This is a genomic window from uncultured Fibrobacter sp., assembly GCF_900316465.1.
In the GTDB taxonomy this organism is placed as follows: domain Bacteria; phylum Fibrobacterota; class Fibrobacteria; order Fibrobacterales; family Fibrobacteraceae; genus Fibrobacter.
This window is the reverse complement of record NZ_ONDD01000001.1, coordinates 200,458-222,830: the sequence shown is the minus strand read 5'-3', so window position 1 is coordinate 222,830 and position 22,373 is coordinate 200,458. Positions and strand designations below refer to the sequence as shown.

The window sequence follows — 22,373 nt, the reverse complement described above, 5'->3', positions numbered from 1 at the left end:
GAGCCTACTACCTTCCCCGTTTAAACGAACTGAATTGAACGGGGGAGTTGTTGCGATTGTTATCCTGGCGGCTCTTGCCGCCATTTTTATTGAAGTCGCGCCCCTTGTTGCCGTTAAACTTGCGGTCGCTATGGAAACTCTTTCGCTCACCGCTTCCGAAATTGTTGTTGCGGTTTTCGTCACGGAAGTCGCGGCGTTCGCGATTGTCATCGCGACGACCTTCGCGCCTGTCATTGCGCGGATCGCCAAACTGTGCGGCGCGGCGTTCTTTGCGGGCGGAGTTTTCCCAGCGGCCCTTGTCGCCGGACTTTTGCGGCACGATGGTGACGGCCCGCTGCTCGCGTTTCTGCTGTTCGCGCTGGCGGTATTCTTCGTTTTCTTCGCGTTCCTTGCTCGGGAAGAATTCCTTGCCTTCAGCCTTTGCGCTGCGGCTTAAGAGCAGTCGGCCAATCTTGCCGAGTTTTAAGCGTTCGAGCGTCGCACGAATCTGCGGGCGGTTTTCCGGAATATACCAGAAGAAGAACTGACGCTGGCTGCGCTTCTGTTCCGGCGTTTTCGCCACGTAAAGCGGCTTGCCGTCCGGTGTCATTTCGCTGTAGAACATTTCAGTAGCGATTGTCATCGGTGTCGGCGTAAAGTCCTGCACCTGTTCCAGCTGGAATCCGAGCTGCTTTGTCTCGAGTGCAAGTTCCGCCATGTCGGCCTCGGTACAGCCGGGGTGGCTACTGATAAAGTAAGGAATAATCTGCTGGCGCTTTCCGATGCGCTTGCATTCGTCGTCGAAGAATTCCTTGAACTTGTGGAACAGCGTAAAGCTCGGCTTGCGCATCAGCTTGAGCACGGCGTCACTCGTATGCTCCGGTGCCACCTTCAGGCGTCCGCTCACATGATAGTCGATGAGCTCGCGGGCATATTCTTCGTGGTCGCGAATCAGTTCCTTGTCATCGGTTTCTTGCAACAGCATGTCGTAACGCACGCCACTTCCGATGAACAGGTGCTTCACCTTCGGGTGGTTGCGCACTTCGCGATAAAGTTCCAAAAGCTCGTGATGGTGCGTGTCCATGTTGTCGCAGACTTTCGGGGTCAGGCAACTGGGGCGTGCGCACTTTTGACAACGGCTCGGGTCGCGACCGCGCATGTTGTACATGTTGGCGCTCGGACCGCCCAAATCGGTGATGGTGCCGGCAAAGCCGTCCATCTTCGTAATCAAATCCACTTCGCGCAGAATGCTTTCGCGGCTACGGCTCGCAATGAATTTGCCCTGGTGCGCGTTGATGGCGCAAAAACTGCAACCGCCAAAACAGCCGCGGTGTGTGTTGATGCTGAACTTGATCATGTCGAACGCAGGCACGTTGCCGCGCTTTCTGTAACGCGGGTGCGGTTCGCGGGCGTAGGGGTATTCAAAACTTTCGTCAAGTTCGCCGTATTCCAGCGGCGGGTACGCGGGGTTAATCACCACGGTCTGTTCGGCGACGTCTTGCAGAATGCGGCGCTGGAACCACTTGTTGCATTCAATGTCCACTCTGCGGCAGTTCTCGATTTGATTGCGCTTGTTGGCGAGGCATTCCTCGTAACTATACAGGCGCAAGTCTTCCCACTGCTTGGTCGTAGGGATTTGGCCCTTGGGTGCAAGGTAAGCGGTCTGCGGAATCGAATGCAGGCTGGAGAAGGGTACGCCCTTCTTCAAGAGTCGTACGATTTCTTTCAGCGGCTTTTCGCCCATGCCGTACACGAGAATGTCGGCTTGCGTATCAAACAGAATGCTCGGCTTAAGTCTGTCGCTCCAGTAGTCGTAATGCGTTACGCGACGCAGGCTCGATTCAAGCCCGCCAATCAGCAGCGGAACGTCGGGGTAGAGCTTCTTTAAAATCTTGGCGTACGTGTAAGTCGCGTAATCGGGGCGGAACCCTGCCTTGTTTCCCGGCGTAAAAGCATCGTCGCTACGCAGGCGCTTGGCGGCGGTGTAATGGTTCACCATGGAATCCATACCGCTTGAAATTGCGAAGAACATGCGGGGCTTGCCGAGTTTCTTGAAATCACGCAAGTCGTCGCGCCAGTTCGGCTGCGGTAAAATTGCCACGCGTAAGCCTTCGTGCTCGAAAAGGCGGCCGACCACGGCATGCCCAAAGCAAGGGTGGTCCACGTAGGCGTCCGCGCTAATGATAATCACATCGACATAGTCCCAGCCGAGTTCGTCCAGGTCTTCTTTGCAGATGGGTAAAAAGCGCGGATCGTACATAGAGTGAAAGATAGTAAATTTCTAAATTTCCTCCCATGAAACCTTTAAGCAATCGTACTGAACATTTTACGGAATCGGTCATTCGTCACATGACGCGCATTGCAAACGCTTGTGGCGCCATCAACCTCTCGCAGGGCTTCCCGGATTTTGATCCGCCCAAAGCCTTGCAAGACCGCCTAGCCGAAGTCGCCCACACGGGCCCGCATCAGTACGCGCTTACCATCGGTGCGCAGAATTTCCGCGAAGCGCTTTCTAAAAAGCAGGAACGCTTCAGCGGCCTGCGTTACGACCCGCAAACCGAAATGGTCATCACCTGCGGCAGCACCGAAGCCATGATGGTTTCGATGATGTCGATTTGCAATCCGGGCGATAAGGTGGTCATCTTCTCGCCGTTCTACGAAAACTACACTGCCGATACGATTCTGAGTGGAGCGACTCCGATTTATGTTCCGCTCGATCCGCACGATTTCACCTTCGATGCAAACGTCCTCGAAGATGCCATGAAGCAGCCGGGCGTGAAGGCGCTCGTACTTTGCAATCCGTCGAACCCGAGCGGAAAAGTCTTTACCCGCGAAGAGTTGCAGATTATTGCCGACCTCGCCATCAAATATGATTTGTATGTAATCACTGACGAAGTCTACGAACATATCATATTTGCTCCGCACCATCATACTTATTTGGCGACGCTTCCGGGAATGCGCGAACGCACTATCGAATGTTCCAGCCTTTCCAAGAGCTATTCCATTACGGGCTGGCGCTTGGGCTATGTGCTCGCTGCCGAACCCGTCATGAATTGCATCAAGAAAATTCATGACTTCACGGTGGTGGGCGCCGCTTCGCCGCTGCAAGAAACCGCGCTTACCGCTCTCAATTTCGGCGACGATTACTACGCGGAACTGCAGGCGCATTACACGCACATGAAGGAAATTTTCACGGGCGGCCTGCGCAATCTAGGTTTCAAGTTCACCGAGCCGCAGGGCACGTACTTCGTGATGATGGATATCAGCGAATTCGGCTACAAGTCCGATGACCAGTTCTGTATCGACCTTGCGCAAAAAGTGGGTGTCGCCGCAGTGCCGGGTTCCAGCTTTTTCCGCGAACCGGTGAATCACCTGATCCGCTTCCACTTCGCCAAGAAAGACGAAACTCTCTACGACGCACTTAACCGCTTAGAAGGTTTACGTAAAAAGCTACTATAGATTGGGTTGTCCTGATGTCATTCCGGCCTCCGAGCCGGAATCTCCTTTCTCGGAATCTCGTTTCTCAGCATCTCGCTTTGAATACGCGCACCCGCAATAATTCTGCCTATACAAATTGTATTCTGCCGAAAGCTGAATAGAACGCTTGTATCCGCCCTTCTTCTTGAAGTCGCTGGGCAGGCGCTTGATTCCGTAAATATCGCACTGCTCCTGCACCACTTCGTTCAGCACCTGCGCATTTTTCATGGGGCTAATCGTAAGCGTGGTGGTAAAGTATTCGCAGCTCAGTTCGCGGGCGAGTCTAGCTGATTCGGCAAGGCGAAGCTCGAAACACTTGCGGCAGCGCGCGCCGCCTTCGGGTTCATTTTCGAGCCCGCGCGCGACATCGTAGAATTTTTTCGGGTCGTATTCGCCTTCAATCAGCGTGACCGGATACTTGGTCTTGAATTCGGCAACGAAACGCTTGATTTCTTCGACGCGGTGGCGGTATTCTTCGTCCGGCGCGATATTCGGATTATAGTAGAAAAGCGTAATCTTGAAGTACTGCGACAAGTATTCAATGGTGTAGCTGCTACAGGGCGCACAGCAGGCATGCAACAAAAGCGTCGGCACTTCGCCGGTGCGTTCCAGCCTGCGGATAATATAATCCAAATCGCGCTGGTAATTGTGCTTGGGGGCGTTGGACTGCTGCGGTTCCATCTTATTCCCAGCTGAGAGTTCCGAAAGCGGTAATCCAGTAGCAAATGGCCGTAATCACGGCGAAGGATCCCATCACGGTGCGTTCCTTGTAGGCGGTACTAAAGAGAACCGTCGCGGTATAAAAAGTCAAGTACAGCGCAAAGAAGAATGCGAGAATGCGCGTTATCATGAACGGGATAATCTCGGGCAGAACATGCCCTGCCGAAAGCAACACGAAAAGGGCGACAAACTGCATCGTGGTCGGCACAATGAAGGCCTTGCGAACTTCGGGCGGAATCACCTTGTAGCGGGCGTTCATGGCGTATGCGCCGAGCGGGGCGCCCAAGGCAAGCGCAATATTCAGAGCAATAGAGGGCAAAAAAGCGATAGCCCCGATGATTGTAGCGATAATCATTAGCTCAAATTTAGAATTTAGGCCCTAAAAAAGAGGACGGCCCTGGGTAAAGGAGGTAACCTAGGGCCGTCAGGGAGTGTTTGGGTACCTAAAAAATAGATATTCCAACTTGGAATAAGCCTAAAAATCGTATAAATCGCGTATACCCGAGTAAACATCCTGTATCCATCTAAAACAGGGGCGGAAACGGCGATTTTTTTGAAATTTTGACCTTTTTTTCTATATTCCTTACCATGCTGGACCTCTATAACATTGTGGCGGAACTGTGTTCTGATATCGTAAACTCCTGCTCGGAGAAATTCTTTGTCGAATACAGCTGTGTCTCGCCGGCGGAAAAATCCCGCATCGCAAAAGTCGTCCAGGCAGAAATTCCCGCGCTGTTTCAGGAATCCGACAATGGGGTGGGCGTTCGCGAACTTTCCTCCGAAAACCTAACCACGGAATTTCTTGAAAACTTGAAATCGCTCGTCAATCGGTTGAAAGCCGACCGCGATTATTACGCGCTATTGGGTCTTTTGCAAATTTTGGACCAGGCGATGGCTTCGCTGTTGAATCTGGCTATAGCGGAATTTGAACAGGAAAAATTTTCAATCGTACTGAACACCAACCGCGAATCGGTGGGGGTCGGGCTTTTGCCGCGTTGCTCTTGCATATGGGAACGCAAACACCGCTTGATTCACCGCTACAACAACCTCGAAAGTTTCCTGTACAATATTTTGCTGATCGAAAACTCGGTGCTTGGCGAACTGATTGACAAACATTACTTTTTGAAAGACGAATTGTTCCCGCATTTCAAGGAACGTCATGCCGTAAAGATTGCGGCAACCCCTTTAAGGTTAGAACGGAATTTTAAAGTCCAGTTGACTGACAAGGACAAGGTGCAATATTTCAATATTGCCTACGAAAACTCGACTTTTGAATCGGACAACGAACTCGTCTGGAAAAAGATTTGGACCGCTGCTGAAAATGAAAGCGATATCGTCGTTTTCCCGGAACTCCTCGGGAATGCTGAGATGGCGGAATTTGTTTCAGGTAAAATCAAGTCGCTTTCGCCTGATGACGCCGCCAAAATTCCGTCGCTCATTGTGCTGCCCTCTTACTGGGAAAAGAACCGCAATGTCGTCACGGTCATGGACAAGTTTGGCAACGTGATTTGCAAGCAGAACAAGCAAAACCCGTTCCGCAAAGAATTCGGTGGTGTCGGTTATCTGGAACAAATCAGTTCCAATCTCGTGGTGAATATTTTGCACTACGAAGGCATTGGCCGCATTGCGATTATGGTCTGTCGTGACTTCTTGGAAACGGAATACATGCAGCAACTCATGCGCTGCTTCAAGCTCACGCTGATAATCGTGCCGTCGTTCTCGACAGGTTCCTACGATTTCCGCCGTTCGTTTGACTTGTGCGCCCACGAAGACTGCAACGTGGTCTGGGTTAATACCTGTGCCGCGCTCGTTAGAGGCAAAGAATCGAACTTCCAGGACATCGGCTACGTGCGCAAGCGAATATCGCGCAACGAAGACGAAGCGCAAATGCTTTACAAAATGCCTATTTGCAAGGGCGCGTTTAACCGTGAATGCAAACATGACTGCATTTATTACGAAACTATACAAAAGGTGTGATCATGGAATTTGAATCGATTGAAAAAATCCACCAGGGCAAATTCATTACCCGCTACGATATTCACTATAAGACTGTCAGCGGCAAGCCCAAGACTTATGAAATGATCAGCCGCAATCCCGACATTACGGGCCTCAAGGACATGCTTGAAAAGAAACCGCATGCGGTCGTGATGATTATGCATGACTGCACCGGTCAAAAGCTCCTGCTTTGCAAGGAATACCGCATGGCCGTGGGTGAGAGCATTTACAACTTTCCGGCAGGTCTGATCGATCCCGGCGAAACCTACGAAGAAGCGGCTGCCCGCGAACTCCGCGAAGAAACGGGCCTTTCGCTTATGCGCATCGACGAAGTCTGGAAACCGAGCTATTCCGCCGTCGGTTTTTCTAACGAGCGAAATGTGGTCGTTTTAGGCGTGGCCGGTGGCGAAATCCGTCCGAGCGATTCTGAACTCGAAGAAATTCAAGCGCAGTGGTTTGACAAGAAACAAATCCGCGAAATCCTAAAAGACGAACGCCTCTCCGCCCGCACGCAGACCTATTGCGCCCTCTGGAGCCGTGTTTAAATGTCATCCCGGGCTTGACCCGGGCGGACAGCACTTAGCAACTTGTTGCTTAGTGCGCATGGCCACCAAGGTGGGATCTCCTTTTACTGCCTTCCCCTAAAAACAGATTCTCGCCCTCATCGCCGCATGCAGTGGGTGAAACTCCTCTTCGGCGTTTCGCTTGAATGTAACCGCTAGCGACAACTGTAAAAAGTCATTCCCGACTTCGGCGCTGCTGCGTAGCCTGATCTCTCGCGAAGGCATGCCTTGGGGCACTGTAATCGCAATGCTTGCGCTATTAGCTGCATCCTGTGCGTAAGCGATTCCGGCTTCGTATAGAGGCGTGCTAAAACCTTCGCCTCGCGTGTGCCTTGCGCGAACCTTTCCTGAAAAAACAAAATGCTCGTGTGCCGATTTTTCGCTTTCTAAATTCCATGTTGACCGAATTTTTAGGGCTAGGTCATTTTGCCTGCAATGTTCCTCTGCCGAAAGGCAAGTTACGCTTGCCGCCGCCCTTAAAATCTCGGGGCCCGATTCTGCGCTCGCCTTGAACCGAGTTTTACTTGTGTCGCTTTCAAGCGGAATCATCGTTCGCGCATCCGCCGAGAATTTACTCTTCCAAGCATCGCTAAAAATCGCACCAATCGTCTGGCTTCCCCAAAGTTTACTCTTTGCAATCGTCGCGCTCAAACGCGATTCCTCCGGCAGCGAATCCCCATGCACGTAAGCATCCGTCTTCCATACAATCGTCGCGTATTCCATCTTTTCGCGGTGTTTCAATTGCAATTTCATCAAGGGCAAGTCGCCCGCATTTTCTGGAACCCACCAAACCGAAAAATTACCCCAGTTGCCCTTGGCCTCTGCCGTAAATGAACGATGCTCGATGCTGTCCGCATAGTGTAGGTGATTCCAATAGGCAAGCTCTATTTCAAAGTCTTTTCCTTGCCCGCGGAAAGGCGTGAAGGCGAAGCTCGGGCGGATTGTTTTCGCAGTGTCCAAGAGTCCTCCAAGCCGAAAAGTTCCTATCGGGCTGTAAAGCGGATAGAATAGGGCGGTACCCCACAAGGTATCAAGCGGAATCGCACTATGTAATTCCTTGGTCGAAATCTGGCCGAAGTGCGCTTCGCTACCTTCATTCCGGTAAGTCAAGAGCGATTGCGTTCCAAGCCGTAAAGAATAGCGGTAAAAAATCAAACGCAAGTCCGTACGCTCGCTTTCCAAGTGCCCAAGCGAATCGGCGCGGCCTCGCCATTCAATATACCCATGCGGAACAAGGCTCGGCCGCGATTCCGGTTTTGATTTCTTCGGTCGTGTTTTCGCATCCTTGCGCTTCGCGGGCGCAGTGTCTCCGCTTGCGCAACTTTCTAGCGCGTACACCTCGGCGAGCATGCAGGCTTCCTGCTCGTTGCCTTCTTCGAGCAGGTCCAAGATTTCCCGGGCTTCATCGCCGTCAATGATTCCGTCATCCCACCATTCAAAAACTTGCGCCTCGGTAAGTCCATGCGAATCCGCATAGGCGGGCGTCAAAATTAAAGCCATCTGGATTAAAAAGGCTGGCAGACATGGGCAGTATAGAATTCTCATTTTTTCGGGTCCTCTATATCTATACGCCAGATTCTCCGAAATTGTGAAAAATCGTCCCTAAAAAATTCTATTTTTGTTTTTATGGCAAACAACTGGTCTAAAAAGCCCTTCTCGAAGGCTCCTTCCCGCAACGCATCTGCCGCAGGCCGCGACTTCGTGCCGCACCTCAAGGCGCCCCGTACCGACTTCCCGCTCTTTAACGGCAAGCGTGTTACGCCGTCGCTCGCGGGTCTCGACAAGTTGCTGCATTACTATGGCGTAGAACTTCAGCCCGAAACTCTCAAACAAATTTGGGAATTCCATCAGCTGTTGCGTGCCAATAATGACGACCAGGATCTGACGCGCCTCAATGCTTTTGAGACTATGGTCGAACGCCATTATGCCGACTGCACGCTCATCAATGCGTACGTGCCCAAGTGGCCCGCCCGCATGATTGACGTCGGTAGCGGCGCCGGTTTTCCGGGACTTCCGCTCAAGATCGTGAATCCCTCCATTCGACTCACGCTGTGTGAACCGCGCCCCAACCGAATCAACTTCTTGAATATGGTCATCGAAAAGATGGGCCTCAAGGGTATCGATGTGTTCGGTCACAAGGTCACGAGTCGCAGCATGACTATTCCGGTCGATGGCGTCATCAGCCGCGCCTTTGAACTGATGGAAAAGACGCTCCCGCGCATTGCCAATTCGCTGAAGGTCGGCGGCCGCGTATTCTTCATGAAAGGCCCCGCCGTCGCCGATGAACTCAAGACTTTCCACCCTGAAGATTTCGGCTACAAGTTCGTGGGCAAGCATTTCTATACCATTCCGAACAGCACGCAGGAACGCGCCCTGATTATCCTTGAACGCGTAGAGTAGTTTTTACGAAAATACAAAAGAAAAAAGTCAGGTTTTCGCCTGACTTTTTTAGTCGTAATTCTGTTTGCTAACTACAGCGCCTTTAGCGCATTAGAACTTGAACAGCATGCCGAAGCGCATCTGACCGTCGCGAACGCCGTCGTTGTCGCCTACGTCCTTGATGGTGGCAAAGTCGAACTGCAGCACGTCAGAGAGCATAAAGCCAAAGCCGAGGTCGACTTCGTTACGCTTACCGGTCTGGTCGTAAAGGTAACCGGCGCGCAGTGCAATCGTGTTGGCGTAAACGAATTCAGTACCCAGGTTGAACACGCCCTGCATAATGGATTCCTTGACCTTGTTGCCGTCTCTTTCGGGGTGAATCAAGGACTTCCAGCTTGCAATGTAGAACGGTTCCGGATTGCCCTTTTCATCATCATAAACCACTTCGCGGTTGTAGTCGGCGACCACGGTCCACTTGTAATCGGCAAGGCTCAAGATTTCGTAAGAAAGTCCCAAGCGCCATGTCAGCGGAATCGGGTCTTCAATCGTCTTGTCCACATAGTAGACACTCGGGCCGATGTTGGTAAGTACCAAGGCGAAGTTTAATTTGTCTATAAACAAGTTCTTCTTGAGCACGCCGATATCGAAAGCGTAACCGAAGGTGGTTGCTTCTTCTTCGCCTGCGGCCGCGCCGGAACTCAGGTCAGAATAGAAGAACTTGATCGAGAGGCCTAGGCCCCAGTCGTTCGGGAAGCGTGTGCCGTAGCTGAAGCCGCCCACGATTTCAGAACTGTTATAGGCAACCAAATCGTCGGCGTCTACATCGCCCGAGGCGACGGTCGAACCGAAACTCACAAAGTTCACGAAGAATCCGAGTGTTCCCCAGTCATTCAGCGGAACAGTCATGCCTGCAAAAAGGTGATACAGGTCCGGAATGTTCAGAATCGGCAAGAGCTTTTCGTAGAAGGCGGTAATCTGGTAGTCGGCATCCTTGAACTGCTCCATGCCGTTCGCGGTGCTGAACCAGACGTCGTTTCCTTGCGGGAGCACTGCCCAAACCTTGTTGGTGCTGAGTCCGTTACCACTGTGGTAATGTACCCATTCATCTTCGCTCTTGGTGGAGCCTTCTTCTTCGGCGGCACCACGTTCAAGTTCTGCCTTACGGCCGCTTGCGGTGGCGTAGTCCGGCAGGTGGCGCCATACGCCCTTGTCGGTTGCAATCCAAATGCCGCCACGCTGGTCCACAGAAATGTCGTTCACCTTGTTGTCGGCGAACTGCACCTGTTCCCACTTGCGCAGCGTAAAGTGCGAAAGACCTCCGTTGTGGGCAGCCCACACATGTCCCGAACTGTCGACGGCGAGTGCGGTCGGGTTCAGGTCCATAATGCCGTCTTCCTGGTTGAACAGGCTCCAACGGTCCTTGTCATTCACGCTCTTTTTCGGGATAAGTCTTGCGATACCTGCGCCTTCGACCGCCACATAAAGTTCCTTGCGGTTTTCAGACCACACAAGTGCACGAACCTTCTGGCTCGGGAGCACTTTACCTTTCTGTTCGAATTGACCGTTGCGGTAAACGAACAAACCGTCTTCGGTACCAATCCAGATAGAGGCGCCCTGGCTTTCGAGGGCAGTAATGCGGTGGTTGCCGAGTTCCTGGTCGTAGTTTTTCCAAGCCTTGCCGTCAAAACGGTAGAGCGACTTGGGAGTACCTACCCAGAGCTTTTCGGTGCGACTTTCGTAAAGAACAGCCGTAATGGTATCCTTCACAATCAGGTTCCAGGGCATCTTGACTTCGACCACGTGCTTTTCGTCGTCGGCATTCTTGATGTCGTTGAACTTCTTCACCTGGCGCACGTATTCGTCCAGGCCATGTTCGGTACCTACGTAAACCTTGACTGCGTCGCGGACCTTGGCGTTACCCTGCAGAGTAATGGAGTGGTAATCGACCCATTGTTCGCCGTCAAATTTTTGAATGCCGTTGGCAGTACCCGCCCAAAGTTCGCTCTTGCTAAAGAAACCGTCCTTGGAACGCGAAGCCATGCTTGTAAAGTAGGGGGCGTTCTTGGAATCGGCAGGGTAGCTCATGCGCCATTCGTCGGCAAGCGGGCCAAAGGCAAGACCTGCCGGGTTGTAGTACATGGCGGTCGGGTCGTCGGCAAGGGCGGCGCCGGCTTCGCCCATACCCAGCTGGCGGGCGCCAACGGGCATTTCGAGCGTGATAATGGCAGAGCCTGCCGCAAAAGACAATGCGGGCGCAAAAACGAGAGCTGTAAGTAGAGATTTACGCAAGTTGCCTCCAATCGGGGACGTCGTAGTGGCTGCCGTGCGAGGGCACAACTGCCTTCCAACCAGACTTACTGGGGTTTTCCCAGGGTTGCTTGGGCAACAGCTTGCAATCGCAGCCGAGTACATAGGGCGGCAGAATTTCAGCATGGTTGCGAATCTGCTCGCGGGTAATAAAGTTTTCGTCGCTTACGAACTTCACATATTGCTTGCCTTTGGGGCCAAGTTCAATGCGGTAAGTGGCGGTGCCGTTCTTGTCGCCTTCGTCAATGGTGCGAATGGTTTCTTCCATGGTGGCGTTCCATTGGGCGATCAGTTCTTCTTTCTTTTCGGGGGGCAGGTTCTGGGTGTCAAGCCAAGACCTCAAGGATGCCTCAGAAGGTTTGACAGCGGTCAGCGATTCGCGGGCGGGGCGTACCACAACGGCGTACTGGCCCGAAACGTCAATGACTCGTTTGGGTTCGTCTTTTTCGTCGGAACTGTGAATAATTACGTACGCGCCTATGGCGGCAAGTATCACGGACAAGACGATAATCGCTATGACAATAATGACTGATAGCATATTTTATTCCATTTGGAATTATTCGTTACTCTCAAAAACTAGCATTTTCTAAATTGTGGGACAGGAGATTTTATGTTAAAATTGAAGTTTTTTCTTGTATTGCTGATGTGTAGTGCCTGTTTTGCCATTCCTTTCAAGGTGGAAACGGTGAAGGAAGGCTCTGGAGACCCCATTAAGGCAGGTCAGCTCATCAGGGTGCATTACAAGAGCTATGTGTATTTAGACAGTGCAAGAATCTTGGCAGAAAAGGCTCGCCTGGCCGATTCACTCCGCATCGCAGATTCTTTAAGACTTGCAAACGACTACAATTCCGACCAGGTTGCTGGCGTGACAAAAGTTGACACGACTGCGCTCGTAGACAAGTCCGCCAAAAACAAGAAGAAAAAATCCAAGAACAAAAAGGAATCTAAAGCTGCGGTCGATACGGTGGCTCAAGCCCCTGTCGCAGAACCGGTGGCGCTTGCGACCTACATCGATTCCATCTCTCCGCTTCCGTCCGACACTCGTTTCAGGATGTTCTCGGAATCTTATTCCGGCGGCGAACCGCTTGAATTCACGCTGGGCATGGGCCTTGTCATTGCGGGCTGGGAAAAGGGTCTTGTCGGCATGAAGCCGGGCGAAGTCCGCAAGCTTTACGTTCCCTACCAGATGGGTTACGGCGAAAATTCTCTCGAAGGCGTTCCTGAATATTCCGACTTGTTCTTTATCGTAGAACTCGTCAGCGCCGACAAGCCGATGGAACCGGATGCATTCCCCAAGAATGTGGAAGGCCTCAAGTGGCGTGAAGCCGCCAAGGGCCTCAAGGTCTACGACGAAAAGGTCGGCACCGGCAAGCCCGCCATGGTGGGCTCCGTGCTCAAAACGCATTACACCGGCTGGCTCCTTTCGGGCCGTAAGTTCGGTTCTTCTAAAGACATGGGCAAGCCGCTCTCGGTCGTGATGGGCGCTGGCAAAATGATCAAGGGCTGGGAAGTCGGTCTCGAAGGCATGCGCGAAGGCGGCGTGCGCTGGTTCCGCATCTCTCCGGCTATGGGTTATGGCGCAACGGCCTACTCCATGATTCCTTCGAATTCAACTTTGATTTACCGCGTGGAACTCGTCTCTTCCGAAGTAGACGACGCCGTTATCGCGAACATGGATTTCTTCCCCGACACTTCGACGCTTACGTTTGAAAACGGTCCCGAAGGTCTGCGTTATGCAGTCATCAAACAGGGCGAAGGCGATCCCGCCCAAAAGGGCAATGTGGCAAAGGTGCATTACACCGGTTGGCTTACCAACGGCTACAAGTTTGACAGCTCTCGTGATCGCGGTCAGGTCTTTGGCTTTACGCTGGGTGCAGGTCGCGTAATTCGCGGCTGGGAACTCGGCGTGCAGGGCATGCTCCCCGGCGAAAAGAGGATTTTGGTGGTTCCGCCCGGACTCGGTTACGGTGCTCGCGGTGCAGGACCTATCCCTGGCGGTTCAACTCTGATCTTTGCAGTTGAATATCTCGGAGAGTAATTAGTTATTATTTACCGGTATGAATAAAACTGGAGTTTTTTATGCAAATCAAATGGCTTAATCCCGATGCAAAGTTTGATCGTCTCGTTCTGGCGGGCGATATTGGTGGTACTAACACGAACCTTGGCCTGGTGGGCTACAAAGATGGCAAGTTCACTCTGATCCTTGAAACCGATTGCCCGTCCAAGGATATCGATGGCCTGGACGCCCCGATTCGTGAAACGCTCAAAATTGCAGTCGAAAGTCGTGCAGACCTTAAGCCCTCCCACATTTGCATCAGTGCAGCTGGCCCTGTGGCAAACAACAAGTGCGTCATGACGAACCTCCCCTGGAGTGTCGATGGCGATGCTCTGACTTCTGCTACCGGAATTCCGACGCTCGTCATTAACGACTTCATGGCTATTAGCTACGGCATTCCGACTCTCGATGTCGATGATCCGGCCCAGATCCACAAGCTTGTGCATACCGATGGCAGTACCCCCGCTCCGCAGAAGACCACGAAGGCTGTAATTGGCCCGGGTACCGGCATGGGTGTAGGTTTCCTCGCATTCGACGGTCAAAAGTACATTCCGGCATGCTCCGAAGGTGGCCACTCCACGTTTGCTCCGTTCGACAAGGATTCCCAGGAATTCCACGATTATATGGAAAAGAAGATTGGTACCGTGCCCGGTGTTGAACCGCTCGTTTCTGGCATGGGCCTTCGCAACATGTACGAATGGTGGAAGGAAACCCGCGGCGTTCCCGATAACGAAGCCTTCAAGAAGATTGAAGAAACCGAACCGAATGACCGCCCGAAGTACATCAGCCGCGCAAGCGACACCGATCCGGTCGCAGCCGAAATGATGCGCCTGTTCGTGAAGATGCTTGCCCGCTTTGCAAGCGATGCCGCAACGCTGTTCCTCCCGCTGGGCGGTTTCTACCTGGCTGGCGGTACCGTGCAGAAGGACCTCCGCTGGCTCGAACGCGACAACTTGTTCATGAAGTATTTCGAAAAGAACTACAACCCGAACATCCGCCCGCTATTGAACAAGATCCCGGTGTACGTCATCAAGGATTACAGCATCAGCCTTTACGGCGCTGCCAACGCAAGCCTCAACTTGCAGAAGTGATGCCCGTTCGACAAACTCAGGGCTGGCTCCGCGTCATCCTGAGGCGCACGAAAGAACCGAAAGGTTTAAACGAAAAAAACTCCGCAAAAGCGGAGTTTTTTTTGATATTCACATTTTCGAGACTTATTCCCAGTCGTCGAAGTTGTCGGAGGCTGCAGGTGCTGCCGGAGCGGGTTCCGGTGCGGGTTCAGGTGCCGGAGCGGGAGCCGGTTCAGGTTCAGGCTCAGGTGCCGGGGCTGGGGCCGGAGCAGGCGCAGGAGCCGGTTCGGGTTCAGGTGCGGGAGCCGGAGCAGGTGCCGGTTCAGGCTCGGGTGCGGGGGCCGGTTCCGGTGCAGGAGCGGGTTCGGGCTCGGGTGCCTGGGCCGGTTCATTATAAGTATTAGAATTGGAATAAGAGTTGTTCGAATAGTATTCGTCGCCGCCGGGGTTACCCACGTCGTCGTTCTTGCTCTTGTCTACCCACCAAGCAAAGTTGAGCGGGGTAAGGACTTGTTTGCCGTATTCCTGGGCGTTGGCGCTCGATTCAAAGTAGCCCACGCGAATGCGGTAGTAGGTTCCTTCGAGTTCGCCCGGGTTTTCAACTTCGGCAATGTATGCCTTCACGTTGTTTTCGGCGAGTTTCTTCACGATGCCGTCGGCAGCTCTCTTGGAGGACTGAATGCTCACCTGGACTACATATTCACCCTTGGAAAGCGGCTGGATGCTACCAGCTGCTGCAGGAACGAACGATTTCGGGGCATCTTCGACCGCGGCGTCCTTGGAGTCAGCGTTTCCGGAAAGGGACTGGATGGGCACGAGTTCCGGTTCGTCGGCCTTCGGCTGTTCGGCAGCCTGTTCAGTTGCCTGACCGGCCGGCTGGTCGGCAGGAGCCTCTGCGGTGGGTTTTGCCGGATCCATCTTCGGGACGAGTTCTTCATCTTCATTGCAGGCGACAAGCAAAGAGCTTGCGAGGGCAATGGCGCTCAGAGACAAGATTGATTTTTTCATCCAATTCTCCAATTTTTAGAAAATAAGACAACAAAACGGTCTTTTATAACAAAAATATACATAAGTCTTTGATAAACCGCAAGTTAAATTGTAAAATTTATTCAAAAAAGGCGGTAAAACAGGCTTTTTATTATACCCTTGACGAAATTCAGGCAATTAAATATATTTGGCTATCCAAAAACGAATTTCTAATTTAACCAAAGGATAATCGTGATCGGCGTAATTGTTAAGTCCAACGAACCTTTTGAACGCGCTCTCAAGCGTTTCACCAAGTCCTGCGAAAAGAATGGCATCATTTCCGATGTCAAGAAGCGTCAGCGCTTCGAAAAGCCTTCTGAAGAAAAGAAGCGCATCGAAACGGCTGCCCGTCGCAAGCGCTTGAAGGAAATCGCTGACCAGAACCGTAAGCGCCTCTACTAATTTGCTCCCGGTTTCCGGGTCAAATTGGCAGTCGCCATTAAGGCATCGATTTTTGTAATGAGTCGTCGGTCTATGACCGGTGGCTCGTTGCGTGTTTCTAGAGAATTTTAACCGCGGATGTGTCCGCAAAGGGTAAAACCATGAGCAGTGCATTGCTGACTAAGATTAAGGATGATATCAAGGCCGCCATGAAGGCGCACGATTCCGAAACTCTCGGAACGCTCCGTACCCTCCATTCCGACATCAAGAACGAAGCCATGAAGAATGGTGCCACTCCGGCCCAGATCGAAGAAACGATCACTGACGAAATGTGCGTCGACGTTCTTGCCCGTAGCGTCAAGCAGAAGCAGGAAGCCATCGACATCCTCACGAAGGGTGGCTTCATGGACAAGATTCCGGCAGAAGAAGCAATCATTGCCCTGTACCGCAAGTACATGCCCGCCGAAATGACCGAAGACGAAGTCAAGGCCCTCATTGCAGAAATCAAGGCCGCGACGGGTGCTTCTAGCCCGAAAGACATGGGCAAGATCATGAAGGAACTTTCCCCGAAGGTTAAGGGCCGTTTCGACGCCAAGCGCGCCTCCGCTCTCGTGCAGGAAGCACTGAAGTAAAAAGCGGCAACCTTTGATTAAGGAGTCTTCCCCGACTTGGTCGGGGGACTCCTTTTTTATATCAAACAAAATGTTATATTGGTGACATGCTAAAACGGTTAGGATTTGTTTTTTTGTTCGTCTTGATGTCGTATGCTTCGGCGTCCGGCATTTCTTGGAAAACGATTGACGTCAAGGTAGGGCCTTTCATTGGGGGCTGGAACGATGTCTCGACAACGATGACAGGCTTGTCGCTTTCGGTTGTGAAACCGGTAACGTCTTTCATCGGTGTTGGTGTTGTGGCCGAATTCGGAACATCGGCTTCGGAATGCGAAGATTGCATGGAATATGAGTTCAAAGAACTTTCCGAAGGGGTTCTTGTCAACTTTAATTACCCTATCTGGGGAGGCTTCACCATTGTCACGAACTTCATGTTCCTGGTTGATTTTCAAGATGGATCGTATGCCGGTATAGATGGTGTTGTAAGGACTGACGCCTTTGATGAAGAAGGAAATCGCTTCGATGCTTACCAATATGAATATGACGAAGGGGATTATTACCGCGAGTCCTTTATGTTCCGCTCAAGTTTGGGCTTTGCTTGGCGTACCAAGAGCAATGTTTTCGGATTGGAATTTTACCCGGTAAACTATGCCATAACGGAATATGATGCCTGTTTGGCTTTTGCGTTGAATACGGTCTTCCGGATTTTTTAGGAGATAATCTTGCCTACCTCACAATCCAAAATCCAGGAACTGGAACTGCTCTATAAAATCAGCTCCATTCTGAACCAGACGCTTGATTTCGAAAGCGTCGCGCATCCGATTTTGGAGGTGGTGGAATCTACGATGGGTGTGGAACATGCAACCCTCACCTTGTATAACCGCCACACGGGCGAAATCTCCATTGAAATTGCAGAAGGCCTTTCGAGCCGCCAGGCGCGCAAGGGCCGCTATAAGGTGGGCGAAGGTATTACCGGCCGCGTCGTGGAAACCGGTAAGCCGATTATCATTCCCTCGGTGGCTAAAGACCCGGATTTCTTGGACCGTACGGGGCGCGGTAAGACCGAAGACAAGGCCTTCCTTTGCGTGCCCGTGATTATGGAACACCAGGTGATTGGCGCCTTCAGTGCCGACGTCCAGAATCCGGTCGAAGAAGAACTTCCTGAAAAGCTTCGCCTGCTTGAAATTATTGCGCAGATGCTTGCGGCGGCAGTGAAGCTCCGTCGTGAAGCCCGCGAAGAAAATGAACTCTTGAAGGCCGAAAATGAACGATTGACCTTGGAGCTCAAGGACCGTTTTCATCCGGACAATATCATCGGTCGCTCTAGCGAAATGCAGCGCGTGTATGCGCAGATTGACCAGGTGTCCCGCAGCCCCCTGCCCGCGTTGATTGTGGGCGAGGTCGGTACGGGCAAGGGGCTCGTGGCCGAAGCCATTCATTACCGTTCTGACCGCAACATGGGCCCGTTCGTCCGCGTCCATTGCGCCTCGATGCCGGAATCCGTTTTAGACCGCGAACTCTTCGGTAGCGAACGTGGCGCCTTGGTGGGTGTCATTTCCGAGACGCCTGGCCGCGTAGAACAGGCCGAAGGCGGCACGCTCTTCCTCGACGAAGTGGGCGAACTTTCGCCGAACCTTCAGGTAAAGCTTTTGCGCTTGCTTCAGAACGGCGAAGTCGAACGTATTGGCGCCCGCATTTCAAAGAAGGTAAACGTGCGCGTGATTGCGGCCACCACCAAGAACTTGCAGCAGATGGTCGAAGAAGGAACCTTCCGCGAAGACCTATACTACCAGCTGCATATTTTCCCTGTTTATGTGCCGCCGCTTCGCAACCGCAAAACCGACATCGTGCTCCTGGCGGACCACTTCGTCGAACATTACTGCCGCATCGTGGGCAAGAACGTGCGCCGTCTCGCGCGTACGACCATCAACATGCTCATGAGCTACCCGTGGCCCGGAAATGTGCGTGAACTCGAAAACGGAATCGAGCGCGCCATCCTTGTGGCTGACGAAGACGTCATTTACCCGCACCATTTCCCGACCACGCTCCAAACCGCCGAAACCAGCGGAACACCCGTAAACGGAAACCTCAAGCGCATGGTCGAAGCCTACGAAAAAGATATCATTTGCGATGCCCTCAAGAGTAGCCGCGGAAAAATCGCCGCTGCTGCCCGCAGCCTTTCTACGACACCGCGCATTCTTACATACAAAATAAACCAGCTCGGTATAGACCTCGCTGGTTTCGGGAAATAATGCAGCTTCGCTAAGTGCTGCCTGCTATAACGGAATTAGTTGTAGGTGGCAGAAAACCTTAGTGTTATACCTAGGGATGATTCCTTTGTATCTTTAAGGTTGGAAGCGAAACCGTATAGAAGGGCTGCCGATGCTCCGATACCCCAGTTGTCGCTGACCCACCATTCCTTTCCTCCGCCCACTTGAAAGCCGAATCCGGTGTTGATGTCCTTAGTTGCTCTGTTTTTGACGACCGCGGAGAATACTGCTACGTCACTATTGGCATGGAATTGACTGATGCCGCATGAACCTGTGATGAAAATATTGTTTTCAAAATAATGTGTGACACCCAAGCCTAAAAGAGACATGTTGACTCGAATGTCTTCGTATTCACGATCATAGTCGGTGGTTCCCGTTTTTGTTGTACCGGCGAGTGTTAGGTGCAAAAGGGTGTTGTAGGAAACATTTCCACCAAGTTTTACATCAATATCGGTTGCAAGTCCTGCCTTGTTGTCGGTTTCTTCTTGCCACTCCTCAACAACAAAGTCAATGGATTGGTAGCCCATACCCATGGCTATGCTCAAGAAGCCCCCGTCGTGGGCATGCGGTTCCGATGTAGCGAAAGAAAGGGATGCCGCAAGGGCTGTCAACATGAAGAGCTTTTTCATTTCGTTCTCCTTGAAAGGCTTATGTGTAATTAGTTGAAGGTGAACGTGGCGCTAAGCGAGAACATGTTGGTGCTCGCTTCGTTCTTTTCGCCCCTGTATTCGCCTTCTGCCGAGGTGTAGGTGTACGAGAATGCGATGCCGAGGCCAAGTTCTTCGTGAATCCACCATTCTTTACCGATTGTTGCGATGACTCCAAAACCGGAATCAAGATTCAGAAAATCGGCGGATTGGTTTCCGATGGTTACGCTGTAAGTGGTGACACCGGCCGATGCGCCGAGGAATACGTTGCTTCCGCCCGGAATATAGAATGTTGCGCCACCACCCATAAAAAGAATGTCGAAACCATCGTGCGACAAGCGGTCATCTCTGCCGGTCTTGCTGGTGGCTTCCAAATCAGAATAGAGCTGGTTCATGGCAAATGTTGCATGAATGATAAGCCCATTAACAATGGCTCCGCCGATCTTGATAGAAGCTTCTGCTTGAAGACCGTTGGATTCAATTTGGGCAAACCCATCATCAATGTCGTCATTGAATGTTCCGTAACCAAGGCCAGATGTGACGCTGAAAAAGAAACCGTCGTGTGTGAAAGGGGCCGATACGGCAAAAGAGAGGGTGGCAGCAAAGGCGATTAGTGCAAATAGCTTTTTCATAGAGTTCTCCTTTAAAATGGGAAGAAAGATAGAAATATGTTTTTCTATATTTGTTTTTTGTAAAACAAAAGGAAATAAAATGCAATTCCGTCCTGTTAAAGAACAGCTTGAAATCTTGATGCGCGGTGTAATTGATGTTGTGCCGCAAGATGAACTTGAAAAGAAACTCCAGAAGTCTTATGATACCGGTGTTCCTCTCCGTGTCAAGATGGGTGTGGACCCGACTGCCCCGGATGTGCACTTTGGTCATACTGTCGTGATGCGCAAGCTCCGTCAGTTCCAGGACCTGGGTCATACCGTCGTGCTTATCGTGGGTGACTACACGGCTCAGATTGGTGACCCGAGCGGTCGTAACAAGGCCCGTCCGCGCCTCAGCCATGAACAGGTTCTCGAAAACGCAAAGGAATACCAGGAACAGTTCTTCAAGGTGGTTCGCCGCGACCAGGTGGAAATCCACTACAACGGTGAATGGTTCTCCAAACTCCCGTTCAGCAAGGTGACCGAACTCATGGGCCAGTTTACCGTGGCCCAGATGCTTGAACGCGAAGACTTCCACAACCGCTATGCCGCAAATACTCCGATTAGCCTGCACGAATTCATGTACCCCATGATGCAGGGTTACGATTCTGTCGCCATCAATAGTGACGTGGAACTCGGCGGTACCGACCAGAAGTTCAACGTGCTTCGCGGTCGTGACTTGCAGCTTTTCGAAGGCATGGAACCGCAGATCGGTCTCTTCATGCCGATTCTTCTGGGTACCGACGGCAAGGTCAAGATGTCCAAGTCCATCGGTAACTACGTGGGCCTGAATGAACCGGCCGACGTGATGTACCACAAGATTTACAGCCTCGCCGACAGCATCGTCGAAAACTGGTTCGAACTTCTGACCAACATTCCGCTCGAAGAAATCAAGCAGATGATGGCCGACATTGCCGCAGGCAAGATGAACCCCAACGATGCCAAGCACCGCCTCGCTATCGATATCGTGACGCAGTACTACGGCGCAGACGCCGCCGAGGCCGCCGCTGCCAAGGAACGCGAAATTCACAGCGGTAATGCCATTCCGAGCGATGCAGCCGAATGCAGCGTAGCGGCCGGCACCTACGGTGCCCTGGACCTGCTCGTTGAAATCAAGGCATTCGCCTCCAAGGGCGAAGCTCGTCGCATGGTCCAGAACGGCGGCGTGAAGATTGCCGGCGAAAAGCTCGCCGATCCGCAGTCCCAGATTGAAATCAAGGGCGCAGACCAGCTGGTTATCCAGGTGGGCAAGCGCAAGTTCTTCAAGGTCAATTTCTAGGCTATCATGTCGCAGGAAATCCTTATTCTCGGGCTCAATCCCGCTTGGCAACGCTTGTTCTTCCTGGACAAGTTTACGCCGGGCGAGGTTCACCGTATCGGAAAGATCGAAGAGTATGCTTCGGGCAAGGGCATCAACTGCGGGCTCGTACTTCACCTCTTGGGTGGAACGCCGCTCCTGATGCACTTCTTGGGCTCGGAACATGGTCCCAAAATCTTCGATGAAATTTCTGCATACGGTATCCAGCAGGCGCCCGTTTGGATTAAGGAACCGACCCGCATTTGCACGACTATCGTGAGCGAAGGCAATTCGACCGAACTCATTGAACCGTCTCCGATTCTTTCTGAAATCGAAAACGACGATTTCCTGCAGACCATTAATGACTACTGGAGCTCTACGCAAAGAGTCGCCTTGTGCGGCACCTTCCCGCAGGGCTTTAACATTGAACAGCTGAACGCGCTTGACTTTGCCGGTAAAAAGATTTATGTCGATGCTATCGAAGGCATTGATTCCTGGCTCGAGAAGGGCGTAGAACTCCTGAAAATCAATATCAAGGAATACTGCAAGCTCCTTTCTCGCTTGGGAATTCCGCAGGTCATGTCGAGCCCGCAGTTCTGGAAAATGACTGCCACGGCAGTCCTTGAACGCTTGCCGATTAAGGCTCTTGTTGTCACCGACGAAGACGCTCCGGTTCGCGCATTCCGCTTGGTCGAAAAGAAATTCCAGGGAGTGCAGCTCTTGCCGCCTACTGTGCAGGTTAACAACCGTATAGGCGCCGGAGATTCGTTCTTTGCAGGCTGGCTTTATGCCGATACCATGGGCCTTGATTTTGAACAATGTCTTATCAAGGCGACGGCGGTTGCCTCTGCCCGCTGCGAGGTGGAACGCCCTTGCAACATCAAGGTTGAACGCGTTGCTGAACTAGAAGCGGCTATAGTCGATGCGGTAGAAAAACTGGAGTAA

At 52.1% G+C, this 22,373-nt stretch carries 21 protein-coding genes; 12 read left to right on the top strand and 9 right to left on the bottom strand.

All coding sequences use genetic code 11. From position 1 onward, the window contains the following. Positions 1 to 7 precede the first annotated feature (7 nt). Positions 8 to 2,239, bottom strand: a complete 2,232-nt coding sequence (locus tag QZN53_RS00800; protein WP_163436759.1) for a YgiQ family radical SAM protein — start codon at positions 2,237 to 2,239, stop codon at positions 8 to 10. A gap of 35 nt (positions 2,240 to 2,274) precedes the next feature. Between QZN53_RS00800 and QZN53_RS00795 the strand changes: the two genes are divergently transcribed. Next, entirely contained in the window at positions 2,275 to 3,438 is a 1,164-nt protein-coding gene (locus QZN53_RS00795; protein WP_163436757.1) for an aminotransferase class I/II-fold pyridoxal phosphate-dependent enzyme, read from the top strand. On the opposite strand, the gene QZN53_RS00790 is transcribed toward QZN53_RS00795, so the two are convergent. Both QZN53_RS00790 and QZN53_RS00785 read right to left on the bottom strand, forming a co-directional pair. Beyond that, positions 3,433 to 4,137 carry an epoxyqueuosine reductase QueH gene (locus QZN53_RS00790; RefSeq protein ID WP_163436755.1) on the bottom strand — a complete coding sequence of 235 codons (705 nt, stop codon included), beginning with the start codon at positions 4,135 to 4,137 and terminating at the stop codon, positions 3,433 to 3,435. The two genes, QZN53_RS00795 and QZN53_RS00790, sit on opposite strands and share 6 nt — an antisense overlap. A 1-nt stretch (position 4,138) precedes the next feature. Continuing rightward, entirely contained in the window at positions 4,139 to 4,531 is a 393-nt protein-coding gene (locus tag QZN53_RS00785; protein WP_163436753.1) for a hypothetical protein, read from the bottom strand. A 233-nt stretch (positions 4,532 to 4,764) separates the two neighbouring features. Between QZN53_RS00785 and QZN53_RS00780 the strand changes: the two genes are divergently transcribed. Together QZN53_RS00780 and QZN53_RS00775 are read left to right on the top strand one after the other, a co-directional pair. Continuing rightward, positions 4,765 to 6,153 carry a hypothetical protein gene (locus QZN53_RS00780; RefSeq protein WP_163436751.1) on the top strand — a complete coding sequence of 463 codons (1,389 nt, stop codon included), beginning with the start codon at positions 4,765 to 4,767 and terminating at the stop codon, positions 6,151 to 6,153. 2 nt (positions 6,154 to 6,155) lie between these two features. Beyond that, positions 6,156 to 6,716: an NUDIX hydrolase gene (locus tag QZN53_RS00775; RefSeq protein ID WP_163436750.1), complete on the top strand. Its 561-nt coding sequence runs from the start codon at positions 6,156 to 6,158 to the stop codon at positions 6,714 to 6,716. A 96-nt stretch (positions 6,717 to 6,812) separates the two neighbouring features. On the opposite strand, the gene QZN53_RS00770 is transcribed toward QZN53_RS00775, so the two are convergent. Further along, positions 6,813 to 8,234, bottom strand: a complete 1,422-nt coding sequence (locus tag QZN53_RS00770; protein WP_163436748.1) for a hypothetical protein — start codon at positions 8,232 to 8,234, stop codon at positions 6,813 to 6,815. 126 nt (positions 8,235 to 8,360) lie between these two features. On the opposite strand from QZN53_RS00770, the gene rsmG reads away from it, so the two are divergent. Continuing rightward, positions 8,361 to 9,134 (top strand): 16S rRNA (guanine(527)-N(7))-methyltransferase RsmG, encoded by a 774-nt coding sequence (rsmG, locus tag QZN53_RS00765; protein ID WP_233144321.1) that lies wholly within the window; start codon positions 8,361 to 8,363, stop codon positions 9,132 to 9,134. 90 nt (positions 9,135 to 9,224) lie between these two features. Here rsmG and QZN53_RS00760 read toward each other — a convergent pair whose 3' ends face one another. Together QZN53_RS00760 and QZN53_RS00755 are read right to left on the bottom strand one after the other, a co-directional pair. Then, positions 9,225 to 11,402 (bottom strand): PorV/PorQ family protein, encoded by a 2,178-nt coding sequence (locus tag QZN53_RS00760; RefSeq protein ID WP_294650881.1) that lies wholly within the window; start codon positions 11,400 to 11,402, stop codon positions 9,225 to 9,227. Continuing rightward, the gene (locus QZN53_RS00755; protein ID WP_294650879.1) at positions 11,395 to 11,958 is read right to left on the bottom strand and encodes a hypothetical protein; all 564 of its coding nucleotides are present in this window, start codon (positions 11,956 to 11,958) and stop codon (positions 11,395 to 11,397) included. The genes QZN53_RS00760 and QZN53_RS00755 overlap by 8 nt, the downstream gene beginning before the upstream one ends. Positions 11,959 to 12,030: 72 nt before the next feature. On the opposite strand from QZN53_RS00755, the gene QZN53_RS00750 reads away from it, so the two are divergent. Beyond that, positions 12,031 to 13,458 (top strand): FKBP-type peptidyl-prolyl cis-trans isomerase, encoded by a 1,428-nt coding sequence (locus tag QZN53_RS00750; protein ID WP_294650877.1) that lies wholly within the window; start codon positions 12,031 to 12,033, stop codon positions 13,456 to 13,458. A gap of 41 nt (positions 13,459 to 13,499) precedes the next feature. Then, positions 13,500 to 14,567 (top strand): glucokinase, encoded by a 1,068-nt coding sequence (locus QZN53_RS00745; protein ID WP_163436744.1) that lies wholly within the window; start codon positions 13,500 to 13,502, stop codon positions 14,565 to 14,567. A 123-nt stretch (positions 14,568 to 14,690) separates the two neighbouring features. On the opposite strand, the gene QZN53_RS00740 is transcribed toward QZN53_RS00745, so the two are convergent. Next, the gene (locus tag QZN53_RS00740; RefSeq protein ID WP_163436742.1) at positions 14,691 to 15,554 is read right to left on the bottom strand and encodes an SPOR domain-containing protein; all 864 of its coding nucleotides are present in this window, start codon (positions 15,552 to 15,554) and stop codon (positions 14,691 to 14,693) included. A 210-nt stretch (positions 15,555 to 15,764) separates the two neighbouring features. Here QZN53_RS00740 and rpsU point away from each other — a divergent pair, with 210 nt between their 5' ends. The 4 genes from rpsU (at position 15,765) to QZN53_RS00720 (ending at position 18,816) form a co-directional block, all read left to right on the top strand. Continuing rightward, positions 15,765 to 15,974, top strand: coding sequence for a 30S ribosomal protein S21 (gene rpsU / locus QZN53_RS00735; RefSeq protein WP_014546541.1), 210 nt, complete (start codon positions 15,765 to 15,767; stop codon positions 15,972 to 15,974). Positions 15,975 to 16,114: 140 nt separating this feature from the next. After that, a complete protein-coding gene (locus QZN53_RS00730) occupies positions 16,115 to 16,585 on the top strand; it encodes a GatB/YqeY domain-containing protein (RefSeq protein ID WP_088628069.1) in 471 nt (156 codons plus the stop codon). 86 nt (positions 16,586 to 16,671) lie between these two features. After that, positions 16,672 to 17,277, top strand: a complete 606-nt coding sequence (locus tag QZN53_RS00725) for a hypothetical protein (protein WP_163436741.1) — start codon at positions 16,672 to 16,674, stop codon at positions 17,275 to 17,277. A 9-nt stretch (positions 17,278 to 17,286) separates the two neighbouring features. Then, positions 17,287 to 18,816: a sigma 54-interacting transcriptional regulator gene (locus tag QZN53_RS00720; protein WP_163436739.1), complete on the top strand. Its 1,530-nt coding sequence runs from the start codon at positions 17,287 to 17,289 to the stop codon at positions 18,814 to 18,816. Between the two features lie 35 nt (positions 18,817 to 18,851). On the opposite strand, the gene QZN53_RS00715 is transcribed toward QZN53_RS00720, so the two are convergent. After that, a complete protein-coding gene (locus QZN53_RS00715) occupies positions 18,852 to 19,463 on the bottom strand; it encodes an outer membrane beta-barrel protein (protein WP_163436737.1) in 612 nt (203 codons plus the stop codon). A gap of 29 nt (positions 19,464 to 19,492) precedes the next feature. Continuing rightward, complete coding sequence (locus QZN53_RS00710) at positions 19,493 to 20,113, bottom strand: hypothetical protein (protein ID WP_163436735.1); 621 nt, start codon at positions 20,111 to 20,113, stop codon at positions 19,493 to 19,495. A 79-nt stretch (positions 20,114 to 20,192) separates the two neighbouring features. Here QZN53_RS00710 and tyrS point away from each other — a divergent pair, with 79 nt between their 5' ends. Together tyrS and QZN53_RS00700 are read left to right on the top strand one after the other, a co-directional pair. Next, positions 20,193 to 21,410 carry a tyrosine--tRNA ligase gene (tyrS, locus tag QZN53_RS00705; protein WP_163436733.1) on the top strand — a complete coding sequence of 406 codons (1,218 nt, stop codon included), beginning with the start codon at positions 20,193 to 20,195 and terminating at the stop codon, positions 21,408 to 21,410. 6 nt (positions 21,411 to 21,416) lie between these two features. Further along, positions 21,417 to 22,373, top strand: coding sequence for a 1-phosphofructokinase family hexose kinase (locus tag QZN53_RS00700; protein ID WP_163436731.1), 957 nt, complete (start codon positions 21,417 to 21,419; stop codon positions 22,371 to 22,373).